A 22,544-nucleotide genomic window follows, 5' to 3' on the forward strand; every position below is an offset into this window, starting at 1 on the left:
CGCTGATTAATGGACCACCCGCGCACCATCGTGCACCAGCTTCCAGTTCAGCGCGTCCAACAACGCCTCAAAGCTCGCATCCACTATGTTGGCCGACACGCCCACCGTGGCCCAGCGACGGCCTTTGTCGTCTTCAAAGTCTATGATAACCCGCGTGACGGCCTCGGTGCCGCCATTCGTGATCCGCACCTTAAAGTCGACCAGCCGCACGTCATCTATCACACTCTGGTAGGGACCCAAATCGGACTTGAGCGCTTGCCACAAAGCGTTCACCGGCCCTTCATCGCTCATCTCATCTGCATGATCGTTCTTGAAATAGCTGGTGGTCTTATCGCCATTGGGAAGCTGCACAGTCACCACAGCTTCGCTTTCCACCACCAGATGCCCACGCGCATTGCGCCGACGTTCGGAAATCACCCGATAGCGTTCCACATCAAAGAAGCGTTCGCTCAGACCCAAAGCATCCCGCGCCAGCAATTCAAAACTCGCCTGCGCGCTGTCGTAAGAATAGCCTTTGTCCTCAGCGTCCTTAATCCTGTTGAGAATGTCGCCAAGCGCCGGATTGCCCTTCTCGACCTCCAGCCCCGCATCCGCCAAACGTTTGCGCAGATTGCTCTGCCCGGCTTGGTTGGACATCGGAATGACCCGCTCATTGCCCACCACCGACGGGTCCACATGCTCATAAGTACTTGGATCTTTGAGGATCGCACTGGCGTGCAGCCCCGCCTTATGGGCAAAGGCACTGGCCCCCACATAGGCCGCCTGCCGCATCGGCACGCGGTTCAATATGTCATCCAACATCCGGCTCGCCCGGGTCAGCCCTTCCAGCGTCTCAAGGCTCACCCCAATGTCCAGCGTGCTGGCATAAGGCTCTTTCAAAAGCAGCGTCGGGATCAGCGTTGTCAGGTTCGCATTGCCACAGCGCTCACCCAGACCATTCAGCGTGCCCTGCACCTGCCGCGCCCCGGCATCCACGGCTGCCAAAGAGTTCGCCACCGCATGTTCCGTGTCATTGTGCGTGTGAATGCCAAGATGATCGCCGGGAATACCCGCCGCGATCACCGCCTTGGTGATCTCATAAACTTCGCGCGGCAAGGCCCCGCCATTGGTGTCACACAACACAACCCACCGCGCCCCTGCCGCGTAGGCCGATTTTACCGCCTCAAGCGCATAGGCCGGATTGGCCTTGTAGCCATCAAAGAAATGCTCCGCGTCAAACAGAGCCTCACGCCCCTGCGCCACCATGTAGGCCACAGACTTCGCGATGTTGTCGGTGTTCTCTTCCAAGGTGATGCCAAGCGCCGTGGTGACGTGGAAATCATGTGTCTTGCCCACCAGACACACCGCCTCCGTGCCTGCATTCATCACGGCCGCCAAGACATCATCGTTTTCCGCCGACATGCCCGCGCGCTTGGTCATGCCAAAGGCTGTGAATGTTGCGGTGAGCTTTGGCTTGGTCTCAAAAAACGCGCTGTCGGTTGGGTTTGCACCGGGCCAGCCGCCTTCAATATAGTCGATGCCCATCGCATCCAAGGTCGCCGCAATCTGCGCCTTTTCGCCGGTGGAAAACTGCACACCCTGTGTCTGCTGCCCGTCCCGCAGCGTGGTGTCGTAGAGATAGAGGCGTTCCTTGCGCATAGCTTGGCCTTCCGCTGTGTCTCAAATGCAGGCCGGATCGCCCACACGAAAAAGGCGCGCGCTTTCCTGCGCACGCCTGTTTGTCTTAGTCCAGCAGTCCTGCCAGTTTACTCTCATCAAAGCCCGCCGCTGGAGACAGCTCCACACCCGCTTTGCTCATGCGGACTTCGACACCAGCCTCAAGCAAAGCTGACTTCAGCGCATCAACCGGTGCAAAATCCTTGCTTTCCATGGCCGCAGCCCGCAACGCCGATAGCTTGTCGACCAAGGCGCCCAGATCCACATCCCCGGCTTGCACCCAGTCCGCCAACTCATCCGTCAACAGCCCCAGCAACTGCGCCGACCCCAGGAAAACCCCTTTCTCATAGAAGCAATCCTTCTGCGGATTGCCGGCAATCTCCTTGGCCATCGCATGCAACCGCGCCAACGCCCCGGCAGTGTTCAAATCATCCGCCACCGCGTCCAGCACCTGCTGATCCACGCCAATCGGCTCTGATCCTTCCACCAGACCTCGCCATTTGCGCAGCGTAACCTCAGCTTCAGCCGCCTTCTTCGCGGTCCAGTCCATCGGCTTGCCGTAATGCGTGCTCAGGAAGACAAAGCGGATCACCTCGCCCGGCACCCCCGGATTGCCGTCATGCCCATCCAGCAGATCGCGCACGGTGAAAAAGTTGCCCAAAGACTTGGACATCTTCTTGCCTTCCACCTGCAGCATTTCATTGTGCAGCCAGTAGTTCGCCATGTGCTGACCGCCATTTGCGCAGCAGCTCTGTGCAATCTCGTTTTCGTGGTGCGGGAACATCAAATCGTTGCCGCCCCCGTGGATGTCAAAATGCGCGCCCAGCAGCTCGTAAGACATCGCCGAGCATTCAATATGCCAGCCTGGGCGTCCCCGCCCCCAAGGGCTGTCCCAGCCCGGAATGTTCGCATCAGATGGCTTCCACAGCACAAAATCCATCGGATCTTCTTTGTAGCTCGCCACCTCGACACGCGCGCCGGCAATCATGTCATCCACAGACCGGCCCGAGAGCTTGCCGTAGTCGTCATACTTGCGCACCCGGAACAGCACGTGACCGTCGTGCGCATAGGCAAAGCCATCCGCAATCAGCTTCTCGATCATGGTGATCATCTCACCGATATACTGCGTGGCGCGCGGCATATGATTGGGCTCCATCGCCCCCAGCGCGCCCATGTCATCGAGATACCACTGTGTGGTTTCCGCGGTAATGTCCCCAATCTCGCGCCCGCTCTCCGCCGCCCGTGCGTTGATCTTGTCATCCACGTCGGTGAAGTTGCGCACATAGGTCACCTTTTCCGCGCCATAGACCTCGCGCAGCAGACGGTAGAGCACATCGAACACCACCACAGGCCGCGCGTTGCCAATATGCGCGCGATCATAAACGGTTGGCCCACAGACATACATCCGCACATTTCCAGGATCGATCGGCTCAAACACCTCTTTGCGGCGTTTCAGCGTGTTGTGCAGCTTGATCTCAGTCATAAGTGGCTCCTCGGCACACGGTTGGTCCGTGGCGGGCTTACCAATTCTCAAACATGTTTGAAATAGAAGAACGGCCCGCCTGACGATGTCAGCAGGTAATGCAGCAGCAAATAATAATGGTGCGTACAGTGTTCATGGCGGCGACCCTATGCGCGGCGCAAACGGCGGTCAAGCCTGACATCTCTGAATTGACCAATTCGCCACAGTGACGCACTGTGCCGACATGAGCCGCGACACTATCAACACCATCTGCGCCGCCTTCCCTGGCGCCGAACTGTCCGACCCATCCAGTGGAGAACATGACGCCTGGAAAGTGGGCGGCAAAATGTTTGCCTGTATTGGTGCTTCACAAACCGGTGTGTCCGTGAAAACGGACAGTATTGAAACCGCACAGATGCTGATTAACGCCGGTGTGGGCATCAAAGCCCCTTATTTTCACCGCAGCTGGATCCACATGCCGCTTGACGGCGACGCAGAAGAACTGCGCCACCGTCTGGGAGTGTCCTACGATATTGTGCGCTCAGGCCTGACGAAGAAGCTTCAGAACAGCCTGCCGCCGCGCGGCGAGTAAGGTCGCTTGTTTCGGGACGCGCACTTCACTTTCACACTCACCCGACCACATCCGCGCCCGCGTCATACGGCCCAGCGGCAGCGCTTTTGGCAACTGAACCGCCCGGCCCGTCTGCGCCAGAATGGTCAGCGCAATGCCAAGGCTTGTGATCGCAGCTCCGAGCCAACTCACCGGCCCATACCGCTCCCCGAGCAGCGCGACACCAACAATCAACCCCACTGCCGCCGCCACATAACCAATCTGGCTCAACATCACCGGCCCGCCAACGCGTTGTAGCTGGAAAAACGCCGGAATGGTCAGCGCCGCAGCCACCATCTGCGCCGCCGCAGCCCAGGGCACCTCCGCCACGCTATGCAGAGCAATCCCGTCGCCGCGCGCAACCATCACCACAACCAGCGTCACAATCGCCACCATCTGGCTCCAGAACGCCAAAGCAATTGGGTGTTCACCTTCCGGCCAATCCAATGTGCGATAGACATTCCCCGCCGCCAGGATCAGCGGAATGGTCAGCCCCACCAAAGACCAGATCAACGTGCCATGCACACCGCCCCGGCCAAAAGCCACCATCAAGGCGCCTACCAGACCAAAGCCAATGCCAAAAAGGCCCAACCGCGATGGCGTTTTTAAGCCAAACAGGGAAGACACCGCCAAAGTCGCCACCGGTGACAAGGCAAACATCATGCCCACCTGCCCCGCGCCCAACTTAGGCACCAAGCCAAAGATCATCACGTTGATCCCGGCAGAGGTCACCAATCCGGTCACCAACACATAGCGCAGCAACTGTCCTCGCGGCAGGCGCAGCTGCCCGCGCAACGCCACAAAAGGAAACAGCGCCGTACAGGTCCCAACGGACACCAAAAGCGCCCAGACCATGGGCGGCACCCCCGCCGCCGCGGACAGCTTGCTGAGCGGGAACCCCACGCCCAGCAAGGTGCCACACCAAATCAACAAGCCAATCGGTCCGGCTTTCTGCAACTCAGGCATAGCTGATCACCTCATACTCGATATCTTCCGGTCCATCGAAGTAGAACCGTTTGCCCGGCTCATAATCCGCGTGGCTTTTGGGCACATAGCCCGCCGCCTTCACCCGCGCTTCCACCATGTCCAGATTCGCCACCACAATGCCGATATGGTTCAGTCCGCCATTGCGGTAGTAGCTCGTCTCCGCGTTCTGAATGTCGATGGGCGGCGCATAAAGCGCGAGATAGCTCTCCGTGTCCCCCACATGCACGGTGTAGCCGTCGTAAATCGAGTCCCCTTCCCAGCGGACCTGCCAGTCAAACAGCTCGCACAGGATTGCCGCCGTGGTCTTTGGGTCGCGCACAGTCAGGTTCACATGTTCCAGTTTCATTGCTCTAGGTCCTTCCTCTGAATTTCTCGATGGACTAAGACTAATTCTTCAAGTTAACTTCATCACAAGAACTTCTTTTTGAATAAAAACAGACACCTAATGAAACCAAAACAAAAACTTCGTCTGCGCCCCACTGGCTTGACTATCGGATTTATCGCCGAGCGTACCGGTCTCGCGCCCTCCGCCATCCGATATTACGAAGAGGAAGGCATTGTGCATCCGCATCGCACGGACACCGGTCAACGCCGCTATGAACGCGCCGACATCCGCCGCCTGTCTTTTGTGATGATTTCCCAATCCTTGGGGTTTTCGATTGCCGAGATCCGGGAGGCGTTAAACAGCCTCCCCTCCAACCGCACCCCCACCAAAGCTGACTGGCAAGCCATCTCGGAGCGCTTCCGCAAAGACCTCGACACCCGCATTGCACAAATGACCAAACTGCGTGACCAACTCGACGGCTGTATCGGCTGTGGGTGCCTCAGCCTGTCCAACTGCAAACTCTACAACCCCGATGACCGCGCCCGCACCCGCGGCACCGGCCCGCGCTATCTGATGGGCGACACCCCGTCAGACCTGTAACTTCAATGTTCTTCTTGCATCTATCGTCCCGCGAGCGTCGCAACACGCTGCTCCAAAAGCAGGTGGTGCCGCGCACCGCCCATTTGCCCTAGCCGTTTTTGATAGAATTTTGCGTTAAACGCGCGGTACCTGCCTTATATCCTCTTGGTTTTACCAAACGCGCTCTCCAGAGCCCCGGTTTAGTGACAAAAAAAGGCAGGCGCCTGAACAAGCGCCTGCCTCAAACCGTGTCTTTGCCTCCTAGACAAACACGAAGTCGTCAGAGCCTGTGATGGTGATGGTGACCAATTCGGCATCCAAACCGCCAGCACCGTCATCAACCGTATAGGAGAAGCTGTCGGTGGCCGTTTCGCCGTTATCCAGATGTTCGAACATGCCGTCAGCCGAATAGGTGAACGTACCATCGCCATTGTTGACAACGGACCCAAGGGTTCCGCTGTCATCAACGGTAAACACAAAGGTGTCGCTGTCGGGATCTGTGACGTCCGCCGCGACTGTGACAGACGGGCTGGGACCATTCAGTGTGGATCTGAACTGGGCGCCATCAACGCGCAGGTCGTCCGTCGTGAAATACTCGTAGTTCAATGGCCCAATCGAAACCTGTGCATCTACCGAGTAGCCATTGCCCAGATCAAGGCTAACGATGTCAAATCCGATGCTGGAAATGTTCTGGTTGCTGTCGCCAAACGCGATCCAGTCGCCATTTGACCGGTCTTCATCGCCGTTGCCGCCAACAACATCAAAGGTCGAGGCATCAACGAAGTCTCCAACCCCGTCCACATAAACAACAGCTGCAAACCCCCATCCCACATTGTTGGGGTTGGCTTGCATGACCACGCCGTTGCCGTCGCTCAGGTGCTGGGCTGCAAGCTGGTCATAGGTGTTGTTCGCACCGCCGTCCCGCGGGATCGAAATGGCGGTGCCAGTGTCAAAGTCATAGACATAAAAACGCCCGTAGTTGGGGATCGTGTAGGCTCCGACGCTGGCCGAACTGAAGGCCGCAGGGTCTTCGGCAACTTCGCCTGTCACCGCCTCCGCAACCGGCGCATCATTCTGGCCGGTGATGGTCACCGTGACAATCTCCGTCGCAGTGCCGCCATTGCCATCGTCCACCGTGTAGGTGAAGCTGTCCGTGGCGGTTTCCCCAACTGCGAGATCCTCAAAGGCGCCGTTAGTGTCATAGCCAAAGGTCCCGTCACCATTGTTGGTCACCGCCCCAACTGTGCCGGTTGTGTCAACGGTAAAGGTATGCGTGTCGGAGGTATCTGCGTCAGAGACATTGGCCGCTATGGTGACCGCCGGACCATCCTCACTTGCCGTCGTCGATATGGCAAAGGCCACGGGGGCGTCGTTCGTCCCTTGCACGGTGATGGTCACAACTTCATCGGTGGTGCCGCCCTGACCGTCATCAATGGTCACCGTGTAAGCAATCTCCAATGTCTCTCCGTTTGCCAGATAATCAAACACGCTGCTGGGAGCGTCAAAGCTCCAATCCACGCTCCCGCCTGATGCGGTGTTCGTGGAGTTGACCGTCAGGCCCAGAAGGCCCTGTACGTCCCCGTTCGTCAATGTCCCCACCGTGCCAGACACGGCCACGCCAGATACACTGGCCACATGCGTGTCAGTGACATCCACATCCTCAAACACCACCTGTCCGGAGGCGCTGCGCGCGGCCACGGTCACGTCATACTCAAGGCTGTTGTAGTAGAACGTTTCCCCTGGGTTATCATTGGACACCGCCAGGCTAAGACCGAGTGAGGGATCAAGCCATTCACCGGCGTCTCCGGACAGGGAGGTTGTACCGATCACGTTGGTCGCTCCAGGTCCGCCCGCCAGGAGGGTGATCTGATCGTTTGCGCGGTCAATAACGATGCGCACGGAGAAATTGTCAAGGTCACTGCCCAAACTGAAGAAGGTTCGGTCGTTGAGCGGCGGAGTTTCCGGAAATCCTACTCCAAATTCGCCGCTGGCAAACACGCTGTCGGAGAAGAAACCAACGCCACCGCCGTCTATGGTGAAGATCGAAACATGGCGCTCCCCATCGGTCAACCCAATCAGAATATCCTGATCTCCGCCCGTACGTGTGTTGAAGCTGGTGATATTCACGATGACAACGTCGTCAGAGGCCAGATCCCCGGCGGCAAACAGGTCAATTTCCGTGTGCGGCACGCGGTTCACACCTTGCGGCCCAACGCGCAGAGCCTCCTCACCATTCACTGTGACCAGAGAGGCTGTCCCGGCGGTGCCATCAAAAAGCGTCAACATTTCCGCCGCAGAGAGCTCGTCGCCGAAATTGAAACCCGCGCGCACCGTTCCGGACGTATCAGAGCTCGCCGAAACCACAGGAGCGTCGTTTGCGCCCGTTACCGTGATCGTGACAGTCTCCGTCGCAGTGCCGCCGTTGCCGTCGTCCACCGTGTAGGTGAAGGTGTCTGTGGCGGTTTCCCCAACTGCGAGATCCTCAAAGGCGCCGTTGGAGTTATAGTCAAAGGTCCCGTCGCCATTGTTGGTCACCGCCCCAACTGTGCCAGTTGTGTCAACGGTGAAGGTATGGGTGTCGGAGATATCTGCATCAGAGACATTGGCCGCAATGGTGATTGCCGGTCCGTCTTCACTAACCACGGCACCCACAGCAAGCGCCACTGGGGCGTCATTTTGGCCTTGAATTGTGATGGTCACGGTCTCAGTGGCGGTGCCGCCATTGCCGTCGTCCACCGTGTAAGTGAAGGTGTCTATGGCCGTTTCCCCAACGGCCAGGCTCTCAAAGGCCCCGTTGGGATCATAGTCAAAGGTGCCATCGCCATTGTTGGTCACAGCACCCAACGTGCCGGTGGTATCAACACTAAACGTGTGTGTGTCGGAAGCATCCACGTCCGAATAATCAGCCGCCACGGTGATTGCGGGGCCGTTTTCGTCGGAGGAGTCACTCACGGCGAGCGCCATTGGGGCGTCATTTTGACCTTGAATTGTAATTGTCACCGTCTCAGTAGCCGTGCCGCCATTGCCGTCATCCACTGTGTACGTGAAGGTATCTGTGGCGGTTTCTCCGGCAGCAAGGCTGTCAAATGCCGCGGTCGGATCATAGCTGAAGGTGCCATCCCCGTTGTTTGTGACAGTGCCCAGAGTGCCGGCCGTATCGATGGAGAAACTATGCGTGTCGTTGGTGTCAACATCGCTGTAGTCCGCGGTCACGACAATCGGGCTGTCTTCTGTCGCGGTCGCCGAAACCGCCAAAGCTAAAGGGGCGTCGTTTTGCCCTTCGATAGTGATGTCATAAGTCACCGTGGTGGTGCCGCCTTGCCCATCAGAGATGACAAGCGTGACCGTTTCGGTGGTGCTTTCGCCAGCGCCAAGGTTGTCATATGCGCTGCCGGGATCAAAGGTGACGGTTGTCCCGCCGCCGACACCGATCTGCCCAACCTGGCTGACACCGCTGTTCTGCGTGGTCAGGGTGCCGCTGCCGGTGACGCTGGCCGAAACCAGCTCCACGGTGGAGCCGTCCAGATCATAAAAATCCACTTGAAAGCTCAAGGGCTCGCCTTGCGACGTCTCCAGACCGTCATCTCGCAATATGACAAGCGGATCGTTGTTGGACCTCAGGTCCAGCGTGAAATCGTCAAACTGCAGGACCTCAAAGCTGTGCAAGAAATCATAGCCGTCGGCCCCCTGGACAAGGTTCCAGCGCCCACATCCAAAGCTGAGCACTTTATAATCCAGTATAGAGCCAGAGAAGATTGCGGTATCGGTGCCGCGGCCACCAAACATCACGTCGTTGCCGCCGCCGCCTTCAACGGTATCGTCCCCGCGGCCCGTAAAGATAAAATCGCCATGGTCAGACCCCGTGACGTCATCATCCCCTCTTCGGGTCCAGATAAATTGTCCGTGGGATGCACCGGAGGCATCCACTTCCATGTCTTTGTTTCTCAGATAGCCACGACCACGATATCCCATGATACCCCTCCAAATTTGTCACGGGACCGCTTGCGCGCCCCAACCCTCTAACAGATGTGTGTGCCCGGACCCAGGGCGGAAATCGCAAAAACAGATTAAATTTTAGGAATTTGAGTGCCGCAGCGACAATCGCCCAAACGGGTGATTGTCATCGACGAAACAGAAAGTTGTTTCTTTGGAAACAGCAATGCGGTCAAGATGCTGTTGGGGACTTGGGGAATACGCATGACATCACACAATCAGACCCTGAACAGCTGGTCTTTTCTCTGTATTGGCGCGCGACGTGAGGGGGAGACCGCTATGGCGGCGCTGGCACCATGAGCCAGGCCCTTGCGCCGCCAACAGCGCTCGAAATTCGGGCGGAAGAGGCGCGGATGTTACGCGCGCGTGCCATGGGGTCTGCCCGGTCGGTGCTAATGCTGATCGGTTTGATTGCGATCAGCCTGGCTTCGGTGCATCTCTATCGGGAGGCATTGCTCTGGACCGGTCTGGCTTCGACGATGGTTGCGGTCACCGTTCTGTACGCGCGGTATTCGCAGCTTTCCGAGGCCGACCCGCAACAGGTGGACCGCTACCTGATGGGGCACATTGCAATATCGGCGTGCACCGGTCTGCTGTGGGCGATGGGCGCCATGCAACTCGCAAGCCCTGACTCCGAACTTCAAACGTTTCTGGCGGGGCTGTTTCTGACATCGATCACCGCCGGAGGGGTGATGGCGGGCACCGTGTACCGACCGGGATATCTGGCGCTCGCACTCTGTGCGATTCTGCCGTTTTGCCTGTACCTTTTGATCGCCATGGAAGGTGTGCAGCGAATATACGGCGGCTTTCTCCTGTTTTATCTGAGCTTCTGTTTCACCACCAATAAGACCGCCAGCCAGAAGTCACGCGACGCTTTGGCCGCAAAGCTGACAAGCCGGAAGGCGGAGGTGGCTCTCAAAGAGTTTGCCGAAGCAGCCAAACGCCAGCGCGCGAGCAAGCGGTCCTTACAGGCCATTCGCCACGACATGGCGCAGCCTTTGCTGGCCCTGCGAAATTTCCTGGCCGAAATGGACCGCAAGGCCTCCTCGCCCGAGCACGCGGTGCTGGTGCGCCAAATTCGGCTTGCCTTGGTTAGCCAGGAAGCGCTGGTTGACGAACTCGCAAACGTCACAGTTCCCGTAGCGGAGGCGGCCAAGGACAGGATTGACGTGTCCGCGCTTTTTGCTCAATTGCACGGTGAGTTCCAGCCGCAGTTTGCGGCGCTGGGCTGTGATTTTATCATCCACGAAGACCTCGTCGAGGTTGAAAGTGATCGCGCAAAACTCGAGCGCATTCTGCGCAACTTCCTCAGCAATGCGGTAAAATATGGCGCAGCTGGAGGGCAGGTTGATCTCTCGGTTTTTGCTGAAGGCAAGGACAGTGTTTGGCAGATCACAGACAAGGGGCCGGGCATGACCGCGGAACAGCTAGTGATGGTGCAGAAAGGAGAGTCGCTTCCGGCCTCTACCACCGGCAGCGGCTTGGGGCTCAGCATCGCGCATCAGCTCACTCAGGAGATAGGCGGATCTGTTGACATTGCGTCCGCCAAAGAGGTTGGCACAAGCGTTGAGCTGCGCCTTCCAAACACAGTGCCTCAAGCCTTAAACGCGCAAGCATTGGTGTTGGTCATTGGGCAGGAAACCTTGCCGAACATGGGCCGTTGGGCTGATTTGATTTCTTCGTGGGTGTGGATGTTTGCCCATGCAAACACCTGTGCCGAAGCTTCGCAGATGATTGCGGTACTGGGGCAAATCCCGGATCTGATAGTGCTTGATCCTGCCGCGGGCCAGACTTTTGAGGCAGGTGATTTGCGCGCACTTTGCGAGCAGGCACCAGTGCTGCACTTGCTACGTCCGTCACATCCGCAAGAACCTTTTTCAGAGATGGACACCCTCGCGTTGCCGGACCAGGAAACCGAGTTGCGTCGCGTCTTAGAGCGTCACCTTCAGAACAGCGCCAGTTCGCGGGCTCTTTGAACCGCAGCGGCACGGCTGCCCACGGAGAGCTCCCGAAAAATCGTTTTTGCGTGGGTCTTTACAGTGTTTTCGCTGATAGAAAGCGCGCGGGCGATGTCCTTGTTTGTGGCGCCTTCCGCCATCATTGACAGGATGCGTTGCTGTTGCGGCCCCAGTTTTGGCCGCACGATTGTGTCAGTACCGTCCGGTTGGAAAATCATGCGGCGCGCGCCATTTTGAACCGATCGTGGCGGCAACGGCCCGGCCTTGTGAGCCGCTTCGATGGCCTCCAGCAGGACGGTTTCCTCGCTGGATTTGTGCACAAAACAAAAGGCACCAACCGCGTCTGCATTGCTGCGGGTTATGGCATCCTCGGAGGCGGACAAAACAATGACCTGTGTTCCGATTTTGCGGGCACGCAACGCGCCGATCAGCGCGATGCCATTGATCTGTTTCATCGCCAGATCTGTGACGATCACATCCCACTCCCGTTCCTCATCGATTTGTTTCAGAAAATCGGTCGCGGTAGTAAAACTCTGCACCTCAAGATCCAGCGCACAGTTCTCAAAAACGTAGGCGAGGCCCTGCAAAAACAAAGCATGGTCGTCAATTACGGCCAGACGGATCGGTGAGCTGCCCAAGTATGTAGTCCCCCATTCAACCAACAGGTCAGTGAAACACTCCGTCGAACACAACACATTCTGTCAGGTCACGTAATAGTCTTAGGCGCATCGACGTAGCGGATCAACTTTTGACGGTCCCCCTACCCTGAGTGCGCCCTAGGCAGTCCCATCAAAAGGACTTGGAGCTCAAATTGCACCAACGCAACACCACCACAGATTTGGAAACGGAACCGGCTTTTCCTTCTTCCCTCGAATGGGGGCAAAGTCCGAAAGCGGGCGCAAAAGTCTGCTTTTACAGGCGAATACCCCATTTTGCAGTCAACCTGCGCGCAAGACCTTTGACCAGTTGGTCTCCATGTCCCTTTTAGGGAGGCTGTTTTCCTGCAGCAATCCCAGCTTTGCCGCGCGGTGTATGCTTTCCATATCATTGCGGGTGCCGAGGGCTTTGCGGACGCGCAACATGTGATTGTCCACGGTCTTGGGATTGTCCCGATTGATCTCGTAGAGGATTTCTTTGACGCGCAGCCCTTGCGCTTTCAACCGCAGAACCAGCAGGTTCATGTCGCTTAAGCCTTTCTGGGTCACCACTTCTTGCGACCAATCGCTGCTAAGATGCAGGTGATTGGCCAGGGCCTGAATCGCCTGCCGGTCGCGTTCAAACTGCGCATCGTGTTTGACCACATCATCGGTGAGCCGGAACAACCCCAAAATCCCGCGCACGCCGTTGGCCTCAAGCGGCAGAACCACACCGGAGGCAACAAACTCCCGGACACCTTTGACGACCCGCGCAAAGTTGCAGGGCAGCTCCTCGTCATCAAGGGCGCTATAGAACTGGGATTGCAGGATGGGTTTGTTGCTGAGCGCGCCCATCAACATGCCGTAATCATCCGGCGCAAATTTGTTGCGATGATAGATTTCGCGCCATTCCTCCGGCAAACCGCCACGTTTTGAAATGTGGTTTACCCGAATGGATTGTACAGAACGTGTGTCCAGAAACAGCCCGTAATTTACCCCGACGTAACCAAACTCAGCTTCCACAATATGCGCAAACAGTTGGTGTTTTGCATCAAGGGTCGGCGCTTCCGAAATTTGGGCCATAAGGTCAAAAGGAATGGACATACTTCAATCTTAAAGAAACTAGTGACGCCATGATCTAGGTCTTTAGGTTGAAAATACAAGGACTTGTCTACCAACAAAAGTAACTTTGCCGGTTGAGGCGGCAATGTTTAACACATCCGTGCCGTCTATGCCGAACTGTGTTTCAGCGGGGGAGCTTGCGGAAATACCCCCACCCAGGAAATCGATTGGTGGTGCAGCGATTATTCCGGCGGGGATTCCGGACACCGCTGCCACCGGGCAGACCGCGAACGTGCTAAAAGGATCAGGCACAACCCGGACAAAATAACCTGGTTGTTCCTTCCGGCGTGACGCGGACGTTTTATGTGACATCGATTTCAAGGGGTGGGGGGCTGGCGCTGAAAAACTCTTTTTTGAAATACTGATACACGCTGCTTTGCCCGGCTAATTCCGGGCCCACACAAGCAGCAAACTGATTACGAATTGACTTGTGCCACCGTGCAAGGGTCCGGCCCGCGCCCACGAGGTAAATGAGTTGCGCGTGTCGGGTCCCTTTCTGTTGGCTGAGAAAGTCCTAGAGCAACGTGGTTTTGGAACGTGTCGTGCTTGCCGTGTTCCGGGTGCCCCGACCAACCGAGCTTGCACGCTCCTGAATGGTCACATCGGACGATGCGGAGGGGGCTTTTGAATTATCGGCCTCACCGGCAAAAGATGGCGCCGCCAAGGACAGCGAGAGCGCTGCCAGAGAAAGTGTTTTTTTCATTATGTGTTTGTCCAGTTGTTGGGAACAGCGGCTGAATATCTGGGGTGCTGGACAAAAAACATATGGGGAATTCTCCATGCGCGCTGGTTTGTCCGTCAAGCAGATCTCCAGATTGGCACGCAGCGCGGCCAGTGCCTCAAACGCGCCACCGGCTTTTGTGGCAGGTGCATTGACGCGCCCTCCGTTCAATTTCCGACACCTCAAGGCGTCATCCCAACCAACAAATCCGACACTCTGACCTACGTTCCCGACATAGCCGCGACGGAAATACCCCACATCACGACATTGAATTTGACTTGTCTGCGCCCGCTCTGCCACCTGAAGCCCACAGGACCTAAACGGAGTGCGGGACATGAAACTTTCGCAGCGCATCACCAACATCACCGGCGGCGGCTCTGACGGCTGGGACGTCTTCTACAAAGCCCGTCGCATGATCGCCGAGGGCGTGGACGTGACCGAGCTGACCATCGGCGAACACGACATCCGCACCGATCCGGTTATCCTCGGCGCCATGGACCAATCCGCCCGTGGCGGCCACACCGGCTACGCCATGGTGCCCGGCACACAAGAAATGCGCGAAGCCGTCGCCGCCCGCCTCACGGAACGCACCGGCGTGCCCACCACATATGAAAACATCCTGATCACGCCGGGTGGTCAGTCTGCGCTGTTTGCCGCTCATGTCGCCACCTGTTCACCGGGTGACCGCGCGCTTTACATCGACCCCTACTATGCCACCTACCCCGGCACCATCCGCAGCGTTGGCGCAGAACCTGTGCCGATCCGCACCCACGCTTCCAATGCGTTCAAACCGCGCGCTGACGAAATTGCCGAAGAAGCCGCCAATGGCGCAGCCTCGCTCCTGATCAACTCGCCAAATAATCCCACCGGCACCGTCTATGGCCGCGACACGCTCAACGGCATCGCGCAGGTCTGCAAGGATCATGACCTCTGGCTGATCTCCGACGAAGTTTACGACACTCAGGTCTGGGAAGGTGAGCACATCAGCCCGCGCGCCCTGCCTGACATGGCCGAGCGCACGCTTGTGGTGGGCTCCATGTCCAAGTCCCACGCCATGACCGGTTCTCGCATTGGCTGGATTGCCGCGCCAAAAGAAGTCATCACCCACCTGATCAACCTCGCCACCCACACCACTTACGGTGTGCCCGGGTTCATTCAAGACGCCGCTGTTTTTGCGCTCGCGCAAGGTGAAGGTCTGGAAGGTGAGATTGCCGCGCCCTTCCAGCGCCGTCGCGAAATTGCCAAAGACATCCTGGCCAATCAAAACACAGTCGGTCTCATTCCAGCGCAGGGCGCGATGTATATCATGCTCGACGTCCGCGCGACCGGACTGTCCGGTGAGGCTTTTGCCAACTCACTACTGGACACGCACCACATCGCCACCATGCCCGGTGAAAGCTTTGGACAATCGGCCCATGGTCACATTCGCGTGGCGATGACCGTGGCGGATGACCGCTTCAAGGAAGCCCTGCAAGCCCTTGTGGATCATGCAGAAAAGCTGGCCAAACAATCGACCAACTGACCCTGCGGCTGGCGTCATGCTCCAAAAACGACATCTGTCGCAATTGGACATGACGCCGCCAAAACTGAGTCGCACACTCCAAGAACAAGGAGTGCGACATGCAAGCCATACGCAGCAAAATCCAGCTGGTGGTGCTCACCATCGGCGCAGAGCGCGGACGCGCCGCACGGGGACGCCCTGCCTGTTGATGTGACCTCATCTCTCATCAACACGCAAAGGACCCTATTTCTATGAATGCCCCTGTTTCCCGCCGTTCCGGCGGCCGTTCCGCCCGTCGTGCCGCCCGCGCCGCACCGCTGTCTCAAGACGTGCGTCCCATCCGCGCCGGTTTGGAAGGCGGCCAGTATAAGCCGCTCACCGACCGCGACATGATGCGCATCCACGAGACCGCGCTGGATGCTTTGGAACAAATTGGCCTCGCGGACGCGCCGCAATCCGGCATCGACATCATGACCGCTGCAGGCGCGATCTTGGGCGACGACGGCCGCCTGCGCTTCCCCCGTGCTCTCGTTGAGGACATGCTGGCCAAGGCCAACAAAGACGTCACCCTACCCGGTCGCGACGCCAAGCATGATCTCAATCTGTCCGGCAACCGCGTCCATTTCGGCACCGCTGGTGCTGCCGTGCACATGGTGGACGTCGACACACAGGAATACCGCGACAGCACGCTACAAGATTTGCACGACGCCGCCCGCATTGCGGATCAACTCGACAACATCCACTTCCTGCAACGGCCGATGGTGGCGCGCGACATCACCGACAACCGGGAAATGGATCTCAATTCCATCTACGCCTGCTGCACAGGCACCACCAAACACATCGGCATTTCCTTCTCCGACCCAGCCTACGTGCAAGACGGCTTGGAAATGCTTTATATGATTGCGGGTGGCGAAGACGCTTGGCGCGCACGCCCTTTTGTGAGCAACACCAACTGCTTTGTCGTCCCACCGATGAAATTTGCCACCGAAAGCTGCGAAGCCATGGAGCAGTGCATCCGGGGCGGCATGCCTGTGCTCTTGCTCTCCGCTGGCATGGCTGGCGCAACCGCCCCCTCCACCATTGCCGGCGCCATTGTGCAGGCCACAGCCGAATGTCTCGCAGGCATTGTGTATGTAAACGCCATTGCCCCAGGCCACCCCGCCATCTTTGGCACCTGGCCCTTTGGTCTCGACCTGCGCACCGGCGCTATGAGCGTCGGCTCAGGCGAACAGGCACTGCTGTCGGCCGGCTGCGCGCAGATGCACAAGTTCTACGGCCTGCCCGGCGGCGCGGCTGCAGGGGCAAGCGACTCCAAACTGCCGGACATGCAGGCCGGATGGGAGCAGATGTGCTCCAATGTCATGGCCGGTCTGTCCGGCCTAAACATGGTTTATGAAGCCGCTGGAATGCACGCCTCCCTTCTGGGTTTCTGCCACGAAAGCCTGATCCTCGGTGACGACCTGATTGGCCAAGCCCTGCGCTGTGTGCGCGGCATCGAGGTGGATGACGAAACACTGGCACTCGACCAAATCCGCGACGTCTGCCTGGGTGGGCCGGGCCACTACCTTGGCACCGACGCCACACTGAGCCGCATGCAAAAAGATCATGTCTATCCGACATTTGGTGACCGAACTTCTCCTAAGGAATGGGCGGAAATCGACAAACCCGATCTGGTGGAGAAAGCCAAAACCCGAAAAGCAGAAATTCTGTCTCAGACCTCGGCGGCTCGCTTCGCTCCCGATCTGGATAAAGCGCTGCGCGCCCGCTTCAACATACACTTACCGCAATAACAAAAAGGCGCCGCTCAACCCGCGGCGCCTGCTTTCTCATTCTCTAAATATCTCGGGGGTTTGGGGGCAGCGCCCCCATGCGACCCGCCTGCGCCTAGCCTTTTGCCAGTTGCGCCTCACGCGCATCGCGCAGCTTCGCGAAATCGTCCCCGGCATGGTAAGACGAACGCGTCAGCGGCGTTGCCGAAACCATCAGGAAGCCTTTGCCATAAGCAGCGGTTTCATAGCTCTTGAACTCTTCCGGCGTCACAAATCGGTCCACACCGTGGTGCTTTGGCGTTGGCTGCAGGTACTGACCGATTGTCAGAAAATCGATGTCCGCCGCGCGCATGTCTTCCATGACCTGATGCACCGCCTGCTTGTCTTCGCCCAGGCCGACCATGATGCCGGATTTGGTGAAGATCGACGGATCAAGCTCTTTCACCCGCTGCAACAAACGCAGAGAGTGGAAGTAGCGCGCACCGGGGCGCACCTGCGGGTAGAGCCCCGGCACGGTTTCGAGGTTGTGGTTGAACACATCCGGACGCGCCTCAACCACCACTTCCAGCACCTCAGGCTTACACTTCAGGAAGTCCGGGGTCAGAATCTCGATTGTGGTCTTCGGCGAGCGATGCCGCACCGCCCGGATGGTCTGCGCAAAATGCTCTGCACCTCCATCTTCCAGATCATCCCGATCCACCGAGGTGATCACCACGTGGTTCAGGTCCAGCTTTTTCACCGCCTCAGCCACCCGGCCAGGTTCAAACACATCCAGCGTGTCCGGCTTACCCGTCGCGATGTTGCAGAAGGTGCAGCCACGGGTACAGATCTCGCCCATGATCATCATGGTGGCGTGGCCCTGGCTCCAGCATTCGCCCGCGTTAGGACAGGCCGCCTCTTCACAGACCGTTGTAAGGTTGTTTTCACGCATGATTTTGCGCGTGGCGTTATAGCCATCCCCGGTTGGGGCCTTCACGCGAATCCATTTGGGTTTCTTGGGCTGAGCATTGTCCTTGCGGTGCGCCTTCTCAGGGTGGCGCTGCTCTGGCAACTTCAAATCACGCAACTGATGGTCCTCCGGCCAACTTGGGTTTGCGCTCTTTAACATAAGTGATCCCGCCCGCCACTACCAGAATTGCAAGGCAGCTATGCATTTGTGGTCAAATCCCTGACAGATCAGCGGTTTCCTGCACCCTCAAAAGATGTTTCGCTTTTGCAGCATTGCACTGTTTTTTAGAATCGTTATAGATCACGCCAGAACAAAATCTGACCGAGGAAATCTTCAATGCAAGTTGGCGTCAAAGTCCCCAATGTTGTCTTCAAAACCCGTGTGCGTGACGAAGCGGTGGGCGGCCCGAACCCATTCCGCTGGCAGGACATGACCAGCGACGATTACTTCAAAGGCAAGCGTGTGATCCTGTTCTCGCTGCCAGGCGCCTTCACCCCAACCTGCTCCACCTACCAGCTGCCAGGTTTCGAAGAGAACTTCGCCAAGTTCCAGGAAAACGGCATCGACGGCATCTACTGCATGTCCGTAAACGACAGCTTTGTGATGAACAAATGGGCCGAAGCGCAGGACGTGAAAAACGTAAACGTCATCCCTGACGGTTCCGGCGAATTCACCCGCAAAGTGGGCATGCTGGTGCGCAAAGACAACCTCGGCTTCGGCCTGCGCTCTTGGCGTTATGCCGCCATCATCAACGACGGTGTTGTTGAAGCATGGTTTGAAGAGCCAGGTCTGGAAGACAACCACGGCGAAGACCCATATGGCGAAAGCTCCCCAGAGAACCTGCTGAAGTATCTGGAAACCGCCAAAGCCGAATCCGCAGCCTAATTCAGGCCCGCAGACATTCCGAAAGGCCCGCTATCCGGCGGGCCTTTTTCGTTTACCCGATGTAGTCCCTGGCGCCACCAGCCTCGCCTTGGTAGTGATCCCGCAGATGCATCAAAGCAATCCGCAGCACCACTTTTCCGGATCGCGCCGACCAGCCGAGATGCTTCTCCGCCGCCTCAAGCCCCTCAAGCTGACAGCAACAGCGCAGCGCCACATCGGTCAGCCCTTCCCCCAACGCTTCCAACGCCGCCACGACCCGTGCCCGCGCAGGCTCCGCCCCGCACTTTTCCTCTGCCACGCCAACGTAAACCTCTTCATTCGGCGCCTTCAGATAGCGCCGCCACGCGCCTTGGTCCGCCCCCATCTGCGCCAACTCGTAATCCTCGCGCAGTCGCTCTCCCGCGTGAACGAGGTCTTCAGACAGAAACCGGTGACCATCGCGATCCTTCCGGCGCGCCAAAATGGACAACGGACTTTCAGAGGCCATAAACCGCCCTTGCGGTGACAAACCATGCGCCGTCAGTTGACCCTTGGTCGTTTCCGACGATGACCGGCCAAACACTGTCTGCAGTTCTGCAAATCCCTGCGCGCGTTCCTGAGCCTGGTTTTCCGCCGCCGCCACCATCTTGCTCAGATGCCCCCGCCCTTGCGCCGAAATCACATAGCGGCTCACCCGTCCCGCCTGCACACAAGTGATCCAGCCCTTGAGGGCCATCGCCTGCGCCACCGGCCGCGTCAATCTTGCGGTGCGCGTGGTCTCGTCGCGCATCACAACCGCCGTATCCATGTCACTCGCCACCGCCAAAACCGCGCCGGTTTCAACGAGGCGCCGCAACACGCGCAGCCCTTCTTCCTGCACCACGCTTTCATCTGGCAGACCCTCTGCACATTCCAGCAAAGGCGCGCCCGTCCCCTTTGCTTGCGATTTCCGCCGGAAAGTCTTCAACGCGGCATCCACCAGGGGATCATCGCGCATCGCTTCGAGTTTATGAATTTGACGGCTAACAGTTGAAGCGTGGCACCCGTCTCGTCGCGCCAACTCCCGGATCGACAGGCCTTGTTCCGTGTGTGCCACGTAACGCGCCACGCTCTGTGGCAGCCAGCTAGGCAATTTTGGGACTACATGTTCCGGTTGCATCTCTCGTTACTCCTTACAAAGTCCTTGGGTCACAACCACTGACGGACATATCCACAGGGTTATCCAAAAAGTTTTGCACAGCGATTTGGGGCTGTGTAGGCGAGCGCATCTGGTGTCGCTGCCCTTAAGGATTGTTTTGAAATCGTGAACAGCACTCTCTTGCAGCGAACGCTGAAAACGAATTCACGCAACAGGCGAAAAATTATGCTCCACTGCTTGCCCTCAGAGAAGAAGGGGTGATTCCATGCAGGCGTGCCTTGCCAAACTGGACCGTCTCAACCGCCCGCGAATTCTCATCCGTGCGACCAAAGTACGGCTCGCATAATAAATTAGATATCAATGCCTTAAGAGACGGACCTCACGCACACCTCCACCCTCATAGAGAGAAGAGATGTTGTACCTTTTTTCTTTGGAAAGCACCCTCAAGCAGTAGCGGCCCACAGGCGTGGCGGCTTACTCGATAGGGAAACATGTCGACCTTTTGATCGCCATGCAAAGCGAGGCCCACCTGTTGCGGGCCACGCAATCGCATCATCTGTGATCAGACAAAACTGTCCGGTATAGAGGCCTTTTTCTCAGCCACATAGGCCCGCAGCGCCTTTTCGATTTCCGGATCAAGCGCCGGCTGTTGGTACGCATCCAGCAGCTCGGTCACCCGTGCCGAGGCCAGCGCTTGCGTATCCCGTCCACCTTCGTCAGACCAGGTCTCAAATGGCTTATAGTCGAGCAACTCGGACCGCCAGAAGGCGTCTTTGAAGTTTGCCTGCGTATGTGCACAGCCAAGGTAGTGCCCGCCCGGACCAACTTCTCGCACCGCATCCATGGCCTGCGCGTTTTCATCATAGGCCACGCCTGCCGCCATCTTGTGCAGCGCGCCAAGCTGATCCGCATCCATCACAAACTTCTCAAAGCTGGACACCAATCCGCCTTCGAGCCAGCCACAGCTGTGCAGCATGAAGTTCACGCCACCGGTCAGCGCCGCGTTCAACGTGTTGGCCGTTTCATAAGCCGCCTGCGCATCTGGCATCTTGGAGCCACACAGTCCACCACCGGAGCGGAACGGCAATCCCATGCGACGGGCCAACTGACCTGCACCAGAAAGGATCTGACTCGCTTCAGGCGTGCCAAAGGTCGGCGCACCAGAGTTCATGTCAATCGAAGTCACAAAAGCCCCAAAGATCACTGGCGCGCCCGGGCGGATCAACTGGCTGTAGGCGATACCAGCCAATACTTCCGCCAAAACCTGCGTCAACGTGCCAACCACGCTCACCGGCGCCATCGCGCCACCAACGATAAACGGCGACACGATGCAGGCCTGATTGTTCTTCGCATAGACCTCCAACGCGCCCATCATGATGTCGTCAAACGTCATCGGCGAGTTGATGTTGATCAGCGAGGTCATCACCGTGTTGTTCTGCACAAACTCCTTGCCAAACAGGATTTCGCACATCTCCACGCTGTCCTGTGCCCGGCTTGGTTCAGTGACAGAGCCCATAAACGGCTTGTCGCTCAGGGTCATGTGGGCCAGCAACATGTCGAGGTGCCGTTTGTTGACCGGCACATCGGTCGGCTCACACACGGTGCCGCCGGAATGGTGCAGCCACTTGGACATATAGCCCAGCTTCACGAACTTCTCGAAATCCGCCATCGTGGCATAGCGGCGGCCACCTTCGGCATCACGCACAAACGGCGGGCCATAGACCGGCGCACAGACCAACGTGTTGCCACCAATCTCTACATTGCGCTCAGGATTGCGGGCGTGCTGAGTGATCCGCGACGGCGCGGTCTTGCACAGCTCCCGCGCCATGCCTTTGGGGATGCGCACACGCTCGGCCTGATAATCGACATCGGCGCCGGCCTCTTTCCACCGGTCCAGTGCCGCTTTGTTGTTCACAAAGTTGACGCCCACTTCTTCCAGAAGAATGTCGGCATTGGTTTCGATGATCTGGAGCGCCTCTTCGTTCAGCACCTCCAACAGCGGCATGTTGCGTTCAATGAACTTTGCGGCCTCGATTTTTACACCGGTGCGAGCCGCGCGCCGTGCCGCCCCTCCACCGCCGCGTCCCCGACGCCGTGTCGCTGCTTCTGCCATGACTTATCCTCACAGGCTGAGTTGGTTTCCTTGTGAAAGAATTACCCCTCACACCAAGTCCTCTCCGGTTGGTTAGCGTCCTTTGAAACAAAAATGCGACATTGACCAGTCGTTTTAGGCCCTTCCTCTCCGCCCTCCTGCGGTTGTTTGCCTCTTGTGGCA

At 57.9% G+C, this 22,544-nt stretch carries 18 protein-coding genes; 7 read left to right on the forward strand and 11 right to left on the reverse strand.

Annotated features, from left to right (window positions below; all coding sequences use genetic code 11):
* Window positions 1-6: 6 nt before the first annotated feature.
* Both cimA and cysS read right to left on the reverse strand, forming a co-directional pair.
* A complete protein-coding gene (gene cimA / locus SIB92_RS06105; RefSeq protein WP_412554963.1) occupies window positions 7-1,638 on the reverse strand; it encodes a citramalate synthase in 1,632 nt (543 codons plus the stop codon).
* Between the two features lie 85 nt (window positions 1,639-1,723).
* Window positions 1,724-3,139 (reverse strand): cysteine--tRNA ligase, encoded by a 1,416-nt coding sequence (gene cysS / locus SIB92_RS06110; RefSeq protein WP_412554964.1) that lies wholly within the window; start codon window positions 3,137-3,139, stop codon window positions 1,724-1,726.
* A gap of 223 nt (window positions 3,140-3,362) precedes the next feature.
* Between cysS and SIB92_RS06115 the strand changes: the two genes are divergently transcribed.
* Window positions 3,363-3,710, forward strand: a complete 348-nt coding sequence (locus SIB92_RS06115) for an MmcQ/YjbR family DNA-binding protein (RefSeq protein WP_412554965.1) — start codon at window positions 3,363-3,365, stop codon at window positions 3,708-3,710.
* On the opposite strand, the gene SIB92_RS06120 is transcribed toward SIB92_RS06115, so the two are convergent.
* Together SIB92_RS06120 and SIB92_RS06125 are read right to left on the reverse strand one after the other, a co-directional pair.
* Window positions 3,660-4,694: a DMT family transporter gene (locus SIB92_RS06120; RefSeq protein ID WP_412554966.1), complete on the reverse strand. Its 1,035-nt coding sequence runs from the start codon at window positions 4,692-4,694 to the stop codon at window positions 3,660-3,662. The two genes, SIB92_RS06115 and SIB92_RS06120, sit on opposite strands and share 51 nt — an antisense overlap.
* Window positions 4,687-5,061: a VOC family protein gene (locus SIB92_RS06125; RefSeq protein ID WP_412554967.1), complete on the reverse strand. Its 375-nt coding sequence runs from the start codon at window positions 5,059-5,061 to the stop codon at window positions 4,687-4,689. Before SIB92_RS06125 ends, SIB92_RS06120 begins: the two co-directional genes overlap by 8 nt.
* A 99-nt stretch (window positions 5,062-5,160) precedes the next feature.
* Between SIB92_RS06125 and soxR the strand changes: the two genes are divergently transcribed.
* Entirely contained in the window at window positions 5,161-5,640 is a 480-nt protein-coding gene (gene soxR / locus SIB92_RS06130; RefSeq protein WP_412554968.1) for a redox-sensitive transcriptional activator SoxR, read from the forward strand.
* A 240-nt stretch (window positions 5,641-5,880) separates the two neighbouring features.
* Here soxR and SIB92_RS06135 read toward each other — a convergent pair whose 3' ends face one another.
* Window positions 5,881-9,591 carry a VCBS domain-containing protein gene (locus tag SIB92_RS06135; RefSeq protein ID WP_412554969.1) on the reverse strand — a complete coding sequence of 1,237 codons (3,711 nt, stop codon included), beginning with the start codon at window positions 9,589-9,591 and terminating at the stop codon, window positions 5,881-5,883.
* A gap of 317 nt (window positions 9,592-9,908) precedes the next feature.
* On the opposite strand from SIB92_RS06135, the gene SIB92_RS06140 reads away from it, so the two are divergent.
* Entirely contained in the window at window positions 9,909-11,588 is a 1,680-nt protein-coding gene (locus SIB92_RS06140; RefSeq protein WP_412554970.1) for a sensor histidine kinase, read from the forward strand.
* Here SIB92_RS06140 and SIB92_RS06145 read toward each other — a convergent pair.
* From SIB92_RS06145 to SIB92_RS06155, 3 genes are all read right to left on the reverse strand, one after another.
* On the reverse strand, window positions 11,558-12,208 hold the full coding sequence (locus SIB92_RS06145) for a response regulator transcription factor (RefSeq protein ID WP_412554971.1): 651 nt from the start codon (window positions 12,206-12,208) through the stop codon (window positions 11,558-11,560). The two genes, SIB92_RS06140 and SIB92_RS06145, sit on opposite strands and share 31 nt — an antisense overlap.
* A 300-nt stretch (window positions 12,209-12,508) precedes the next feature.
* On the reverse strand, window positions 12,509-13,288 hold the full coding sequence (locus tag SIB92_RS06150; protein ID WP_412554972.1) for an autoinducer binding domain-containing protein: 780 nt from the start codon (window positions 13,286-13,288) through the stop codon (window positions 12,509-12,511).
* A gap of 553 nt (window positions 13,289-13,841) precedes the next feature.
* Window positions 13,842-14,030 carry a hypothetical protein gene (locus SIB92_RS06155; RefSeq protein ID WP_412554973.1) on the reverse strand — a complete coding sequence of 63 codons (189 nt, stop codon included), beginning with the start codon at window positions 14,028-14,030 and terminating at the stop codon, window positions 13,842-13,844.
* Window positions 14,031-14,382: 352 nt separating this feature from the next.
* On the opposite strand from SIB92_RS06155, the gene SIB92_RS06160 reads away from it, so the two are divergent.
* Together SIB92_RS06160 and SIB92_RS06165 are read left to right on the forward strand one after the other, a co-directional pair.
* Window positions 14,383-15,570: a pyridoxal phosphate-dependent aminotransferase gene (locus tag SIB92_RS06160; protein WP_412554974.1), complete on the forward strand. Its 1,188-nt coding sequence runs from the start codon at window positions 14,383-14,385 to the stop codon at window positions 15,568-15,570.
* A gap of 230 nt (window positions 15,571-15,800) precedes the next feature.
* A complete protein-coding gene (locus SIB92_RS06165; protein ID WP_412554975.1) occupies window positions 15,801-17,339 on the forward strand; it encodes a trimethylamine methyltransferase family protein in 1,539 nt (512 codons plus the stop codon).
* Between the two features lie 94 nt (window positions 17,340-17,433).
* Here the strand turns inward: SIB92_RS06165 and lipA are convergent, their stop codons facing one another.
* The gene (gene lipA, locus SIB92_RS06170; protein ID WP_412554976.1) at window positions 17,434-18,384 is read right to left on the reverse strand and encodes a lipoyl synthase; all 951 of its coding nucleotides are present in this window, start codon (window positions 18,382-18,384) and stop codon (window positions 17,434-17,436) included.
* Between the two features lie 219 nt (window positions 18,385-18,603).
* Between lipA and SIB92_RS06175 the strand changes: the two genes are divergently transcribed.
* Window positions 18,604-19,152, forward strand: a complete 549-nt coding sequence (locus SIB92_RS06175) for a peroxiredoxin (protein ID WP_412554977.1) — start codon at window positions 18,604-18,606, stop codon at window positions 19,150-19,152.
* Between the two features lie 52 nt (window positions 19,153-19,204).
* Here the strand turns inward: SIB92_RS06175 and SIB92_RS06180 are convergent, their stop codons facing one another.
* On the reverse strand, window positions 19,205-20,227 hold the full coding sequence (locus SIB92_RS06180) for a DUF6456 domain-containing protein (protein WP_412554978.1): 1,023 nt from the start codon (window positions 20,225-20,227) through the stop codon (window positions 19,205-19,207).
* 508 nt (window positions 20,228-20,735) lie between these two features.
* Between SIB92_RS06180 and SIB92_RS06185 the strand changes: the two genes are divergently transcribed.
* Window positions 20,736-20,831, forward strand: coding sequence for a DUF6477 family protein (locus SIB92_RS06185; RefSeq protein ID WP_412554979.1), 96 nt, complete (start codon window positions 20,736-20,738; stop codon window positions 20,829-20,831).
* Here SIB92_RS06185 and SIB92_RS06190 read toward each other — a convergent pair whose 3' ends face one another.
* Entirely contained in the window at window positions 20,832-22,382 is a 1,551-nt protein-coding gene (locus SIB92_RS06190) for a trimethylamine methyltransferase family protein (protein ID WP_412554980.1), read from the reverse strand. It abuts the gene before it with no gap.
* Window positions 22,383-22,544 lie beyond the last annotated feature (162 nt).

Origin of the sequence: Shimia sp. MIT1388 (assembly GCF_047124445.1) — a bacterium.
Lineage (GTDB): Bacteria > Pseudomonadota > Alphaproteobacteria > Rhodobacterales > Rhodobacteraceae > Shimia.

Excerpts from the sequence above, each read along its gene's own strand:
- cimA (WP_412554963.1), bottom strand. The coding sequence starts at position 1,638 with ATGCGCAAGGAACGCCTCTATCTCTACGACACCACGCTGCGGGACGGG.
- cysS (WP_412554964.1), bottom strand. The coding sequence starts at position 3,139 with ATGACTGAGATCAAGCTGCACAACACGCTGAAACGCCGCAAAGAGGTG.
- SIB92_RS06115 (WP_412554965.1), top strand. The coding sequence starts at position 3,363 with ATGAGCCGCGACACTATCAACACCATCTGCGCCGCCTTCCCTGGCGCC.
- SIB92_RS06120 (WP_412554966.1), bottom strand. The coding sequence starts at position 4,694 with ATGCCTGAGTTGCAGAAAGCCGGACCGATTGGCTTGTTGATTTGGTGT.
- SIB92_RS06125 (WP_412554967.1), bottom strand. The coding sequence starts at position 5,061 with ATGAAACTGGAACATGTGAACCTGACTGTGCGCGACCCAAAGACCACG.
- soxR (WP_412554968.1), top strand. The coding sequence starts at position 5,161 with ATGAAACCAAAACAAAAACTTCGTCTGCGCCCCACTGGCTTGACTATC.
- SIB92_RS06135 (WP_412554969.1), bottom strand. The coding sequence starts at position 9,591 with ATGGGATATCGTGGTCGTGGCTATCTGAGAAACAAAGACATGGAAGTG.
- SIB92_RS06140 (WP_412554970.1), top strand. The coding sequence starts at position 9,909 with ATGAGCCAGGCCCTTGCGCCGCCAACAGCGCTCGAAATTCGGGCGGAA.
- SIB92_RS06150 (WP_412554972.1), bottom strand. The coding sequence starts at position 13,288 with ATGGCCCAAATTTCGGAAGCGCCGACCCTTGATGCAAAACACCAACTG.
- SIB92_RS06155 (WP_412554973.1), bottom strand. The coding sequence starts at position 14,030 with ATGAAAAAAACACTTTCTCTGGCAGCGCTCTCGCTGTCCTTGGCGGCG.
- SIB92_RS06160 (WP_412554974.1), top strand. The coding sequence starts at position 14,383 with ATGAAACTTTCGCAGCGCATCACCAACATCACCGGCGGCGGCTCTGAC.
- SIB92_RS06165 (WP_412554975.1), top strand. The coding sequence starts at position 15,801 with ATGAATGCCCCTGTTTCCCGCCGTTCCGGCGGCCGTTCCGCCCGTCGT.
- SIB92_RS06175 (WP_412554977.1), top strand. The coding sequence starts at position 18,604 with ATGCAAGTTGGCGTCAAAGTCCCCAATGTTGTCTTCAAAACCCGTGTG.
- SIB92_RS06190 (WP_412554980.1), bottom strand. The coding sequence starts at position 22,382 with ATGGCAGAAGCAGCGACACGGCGTCGGGGACGCGGCGGTGGAGGGGCG.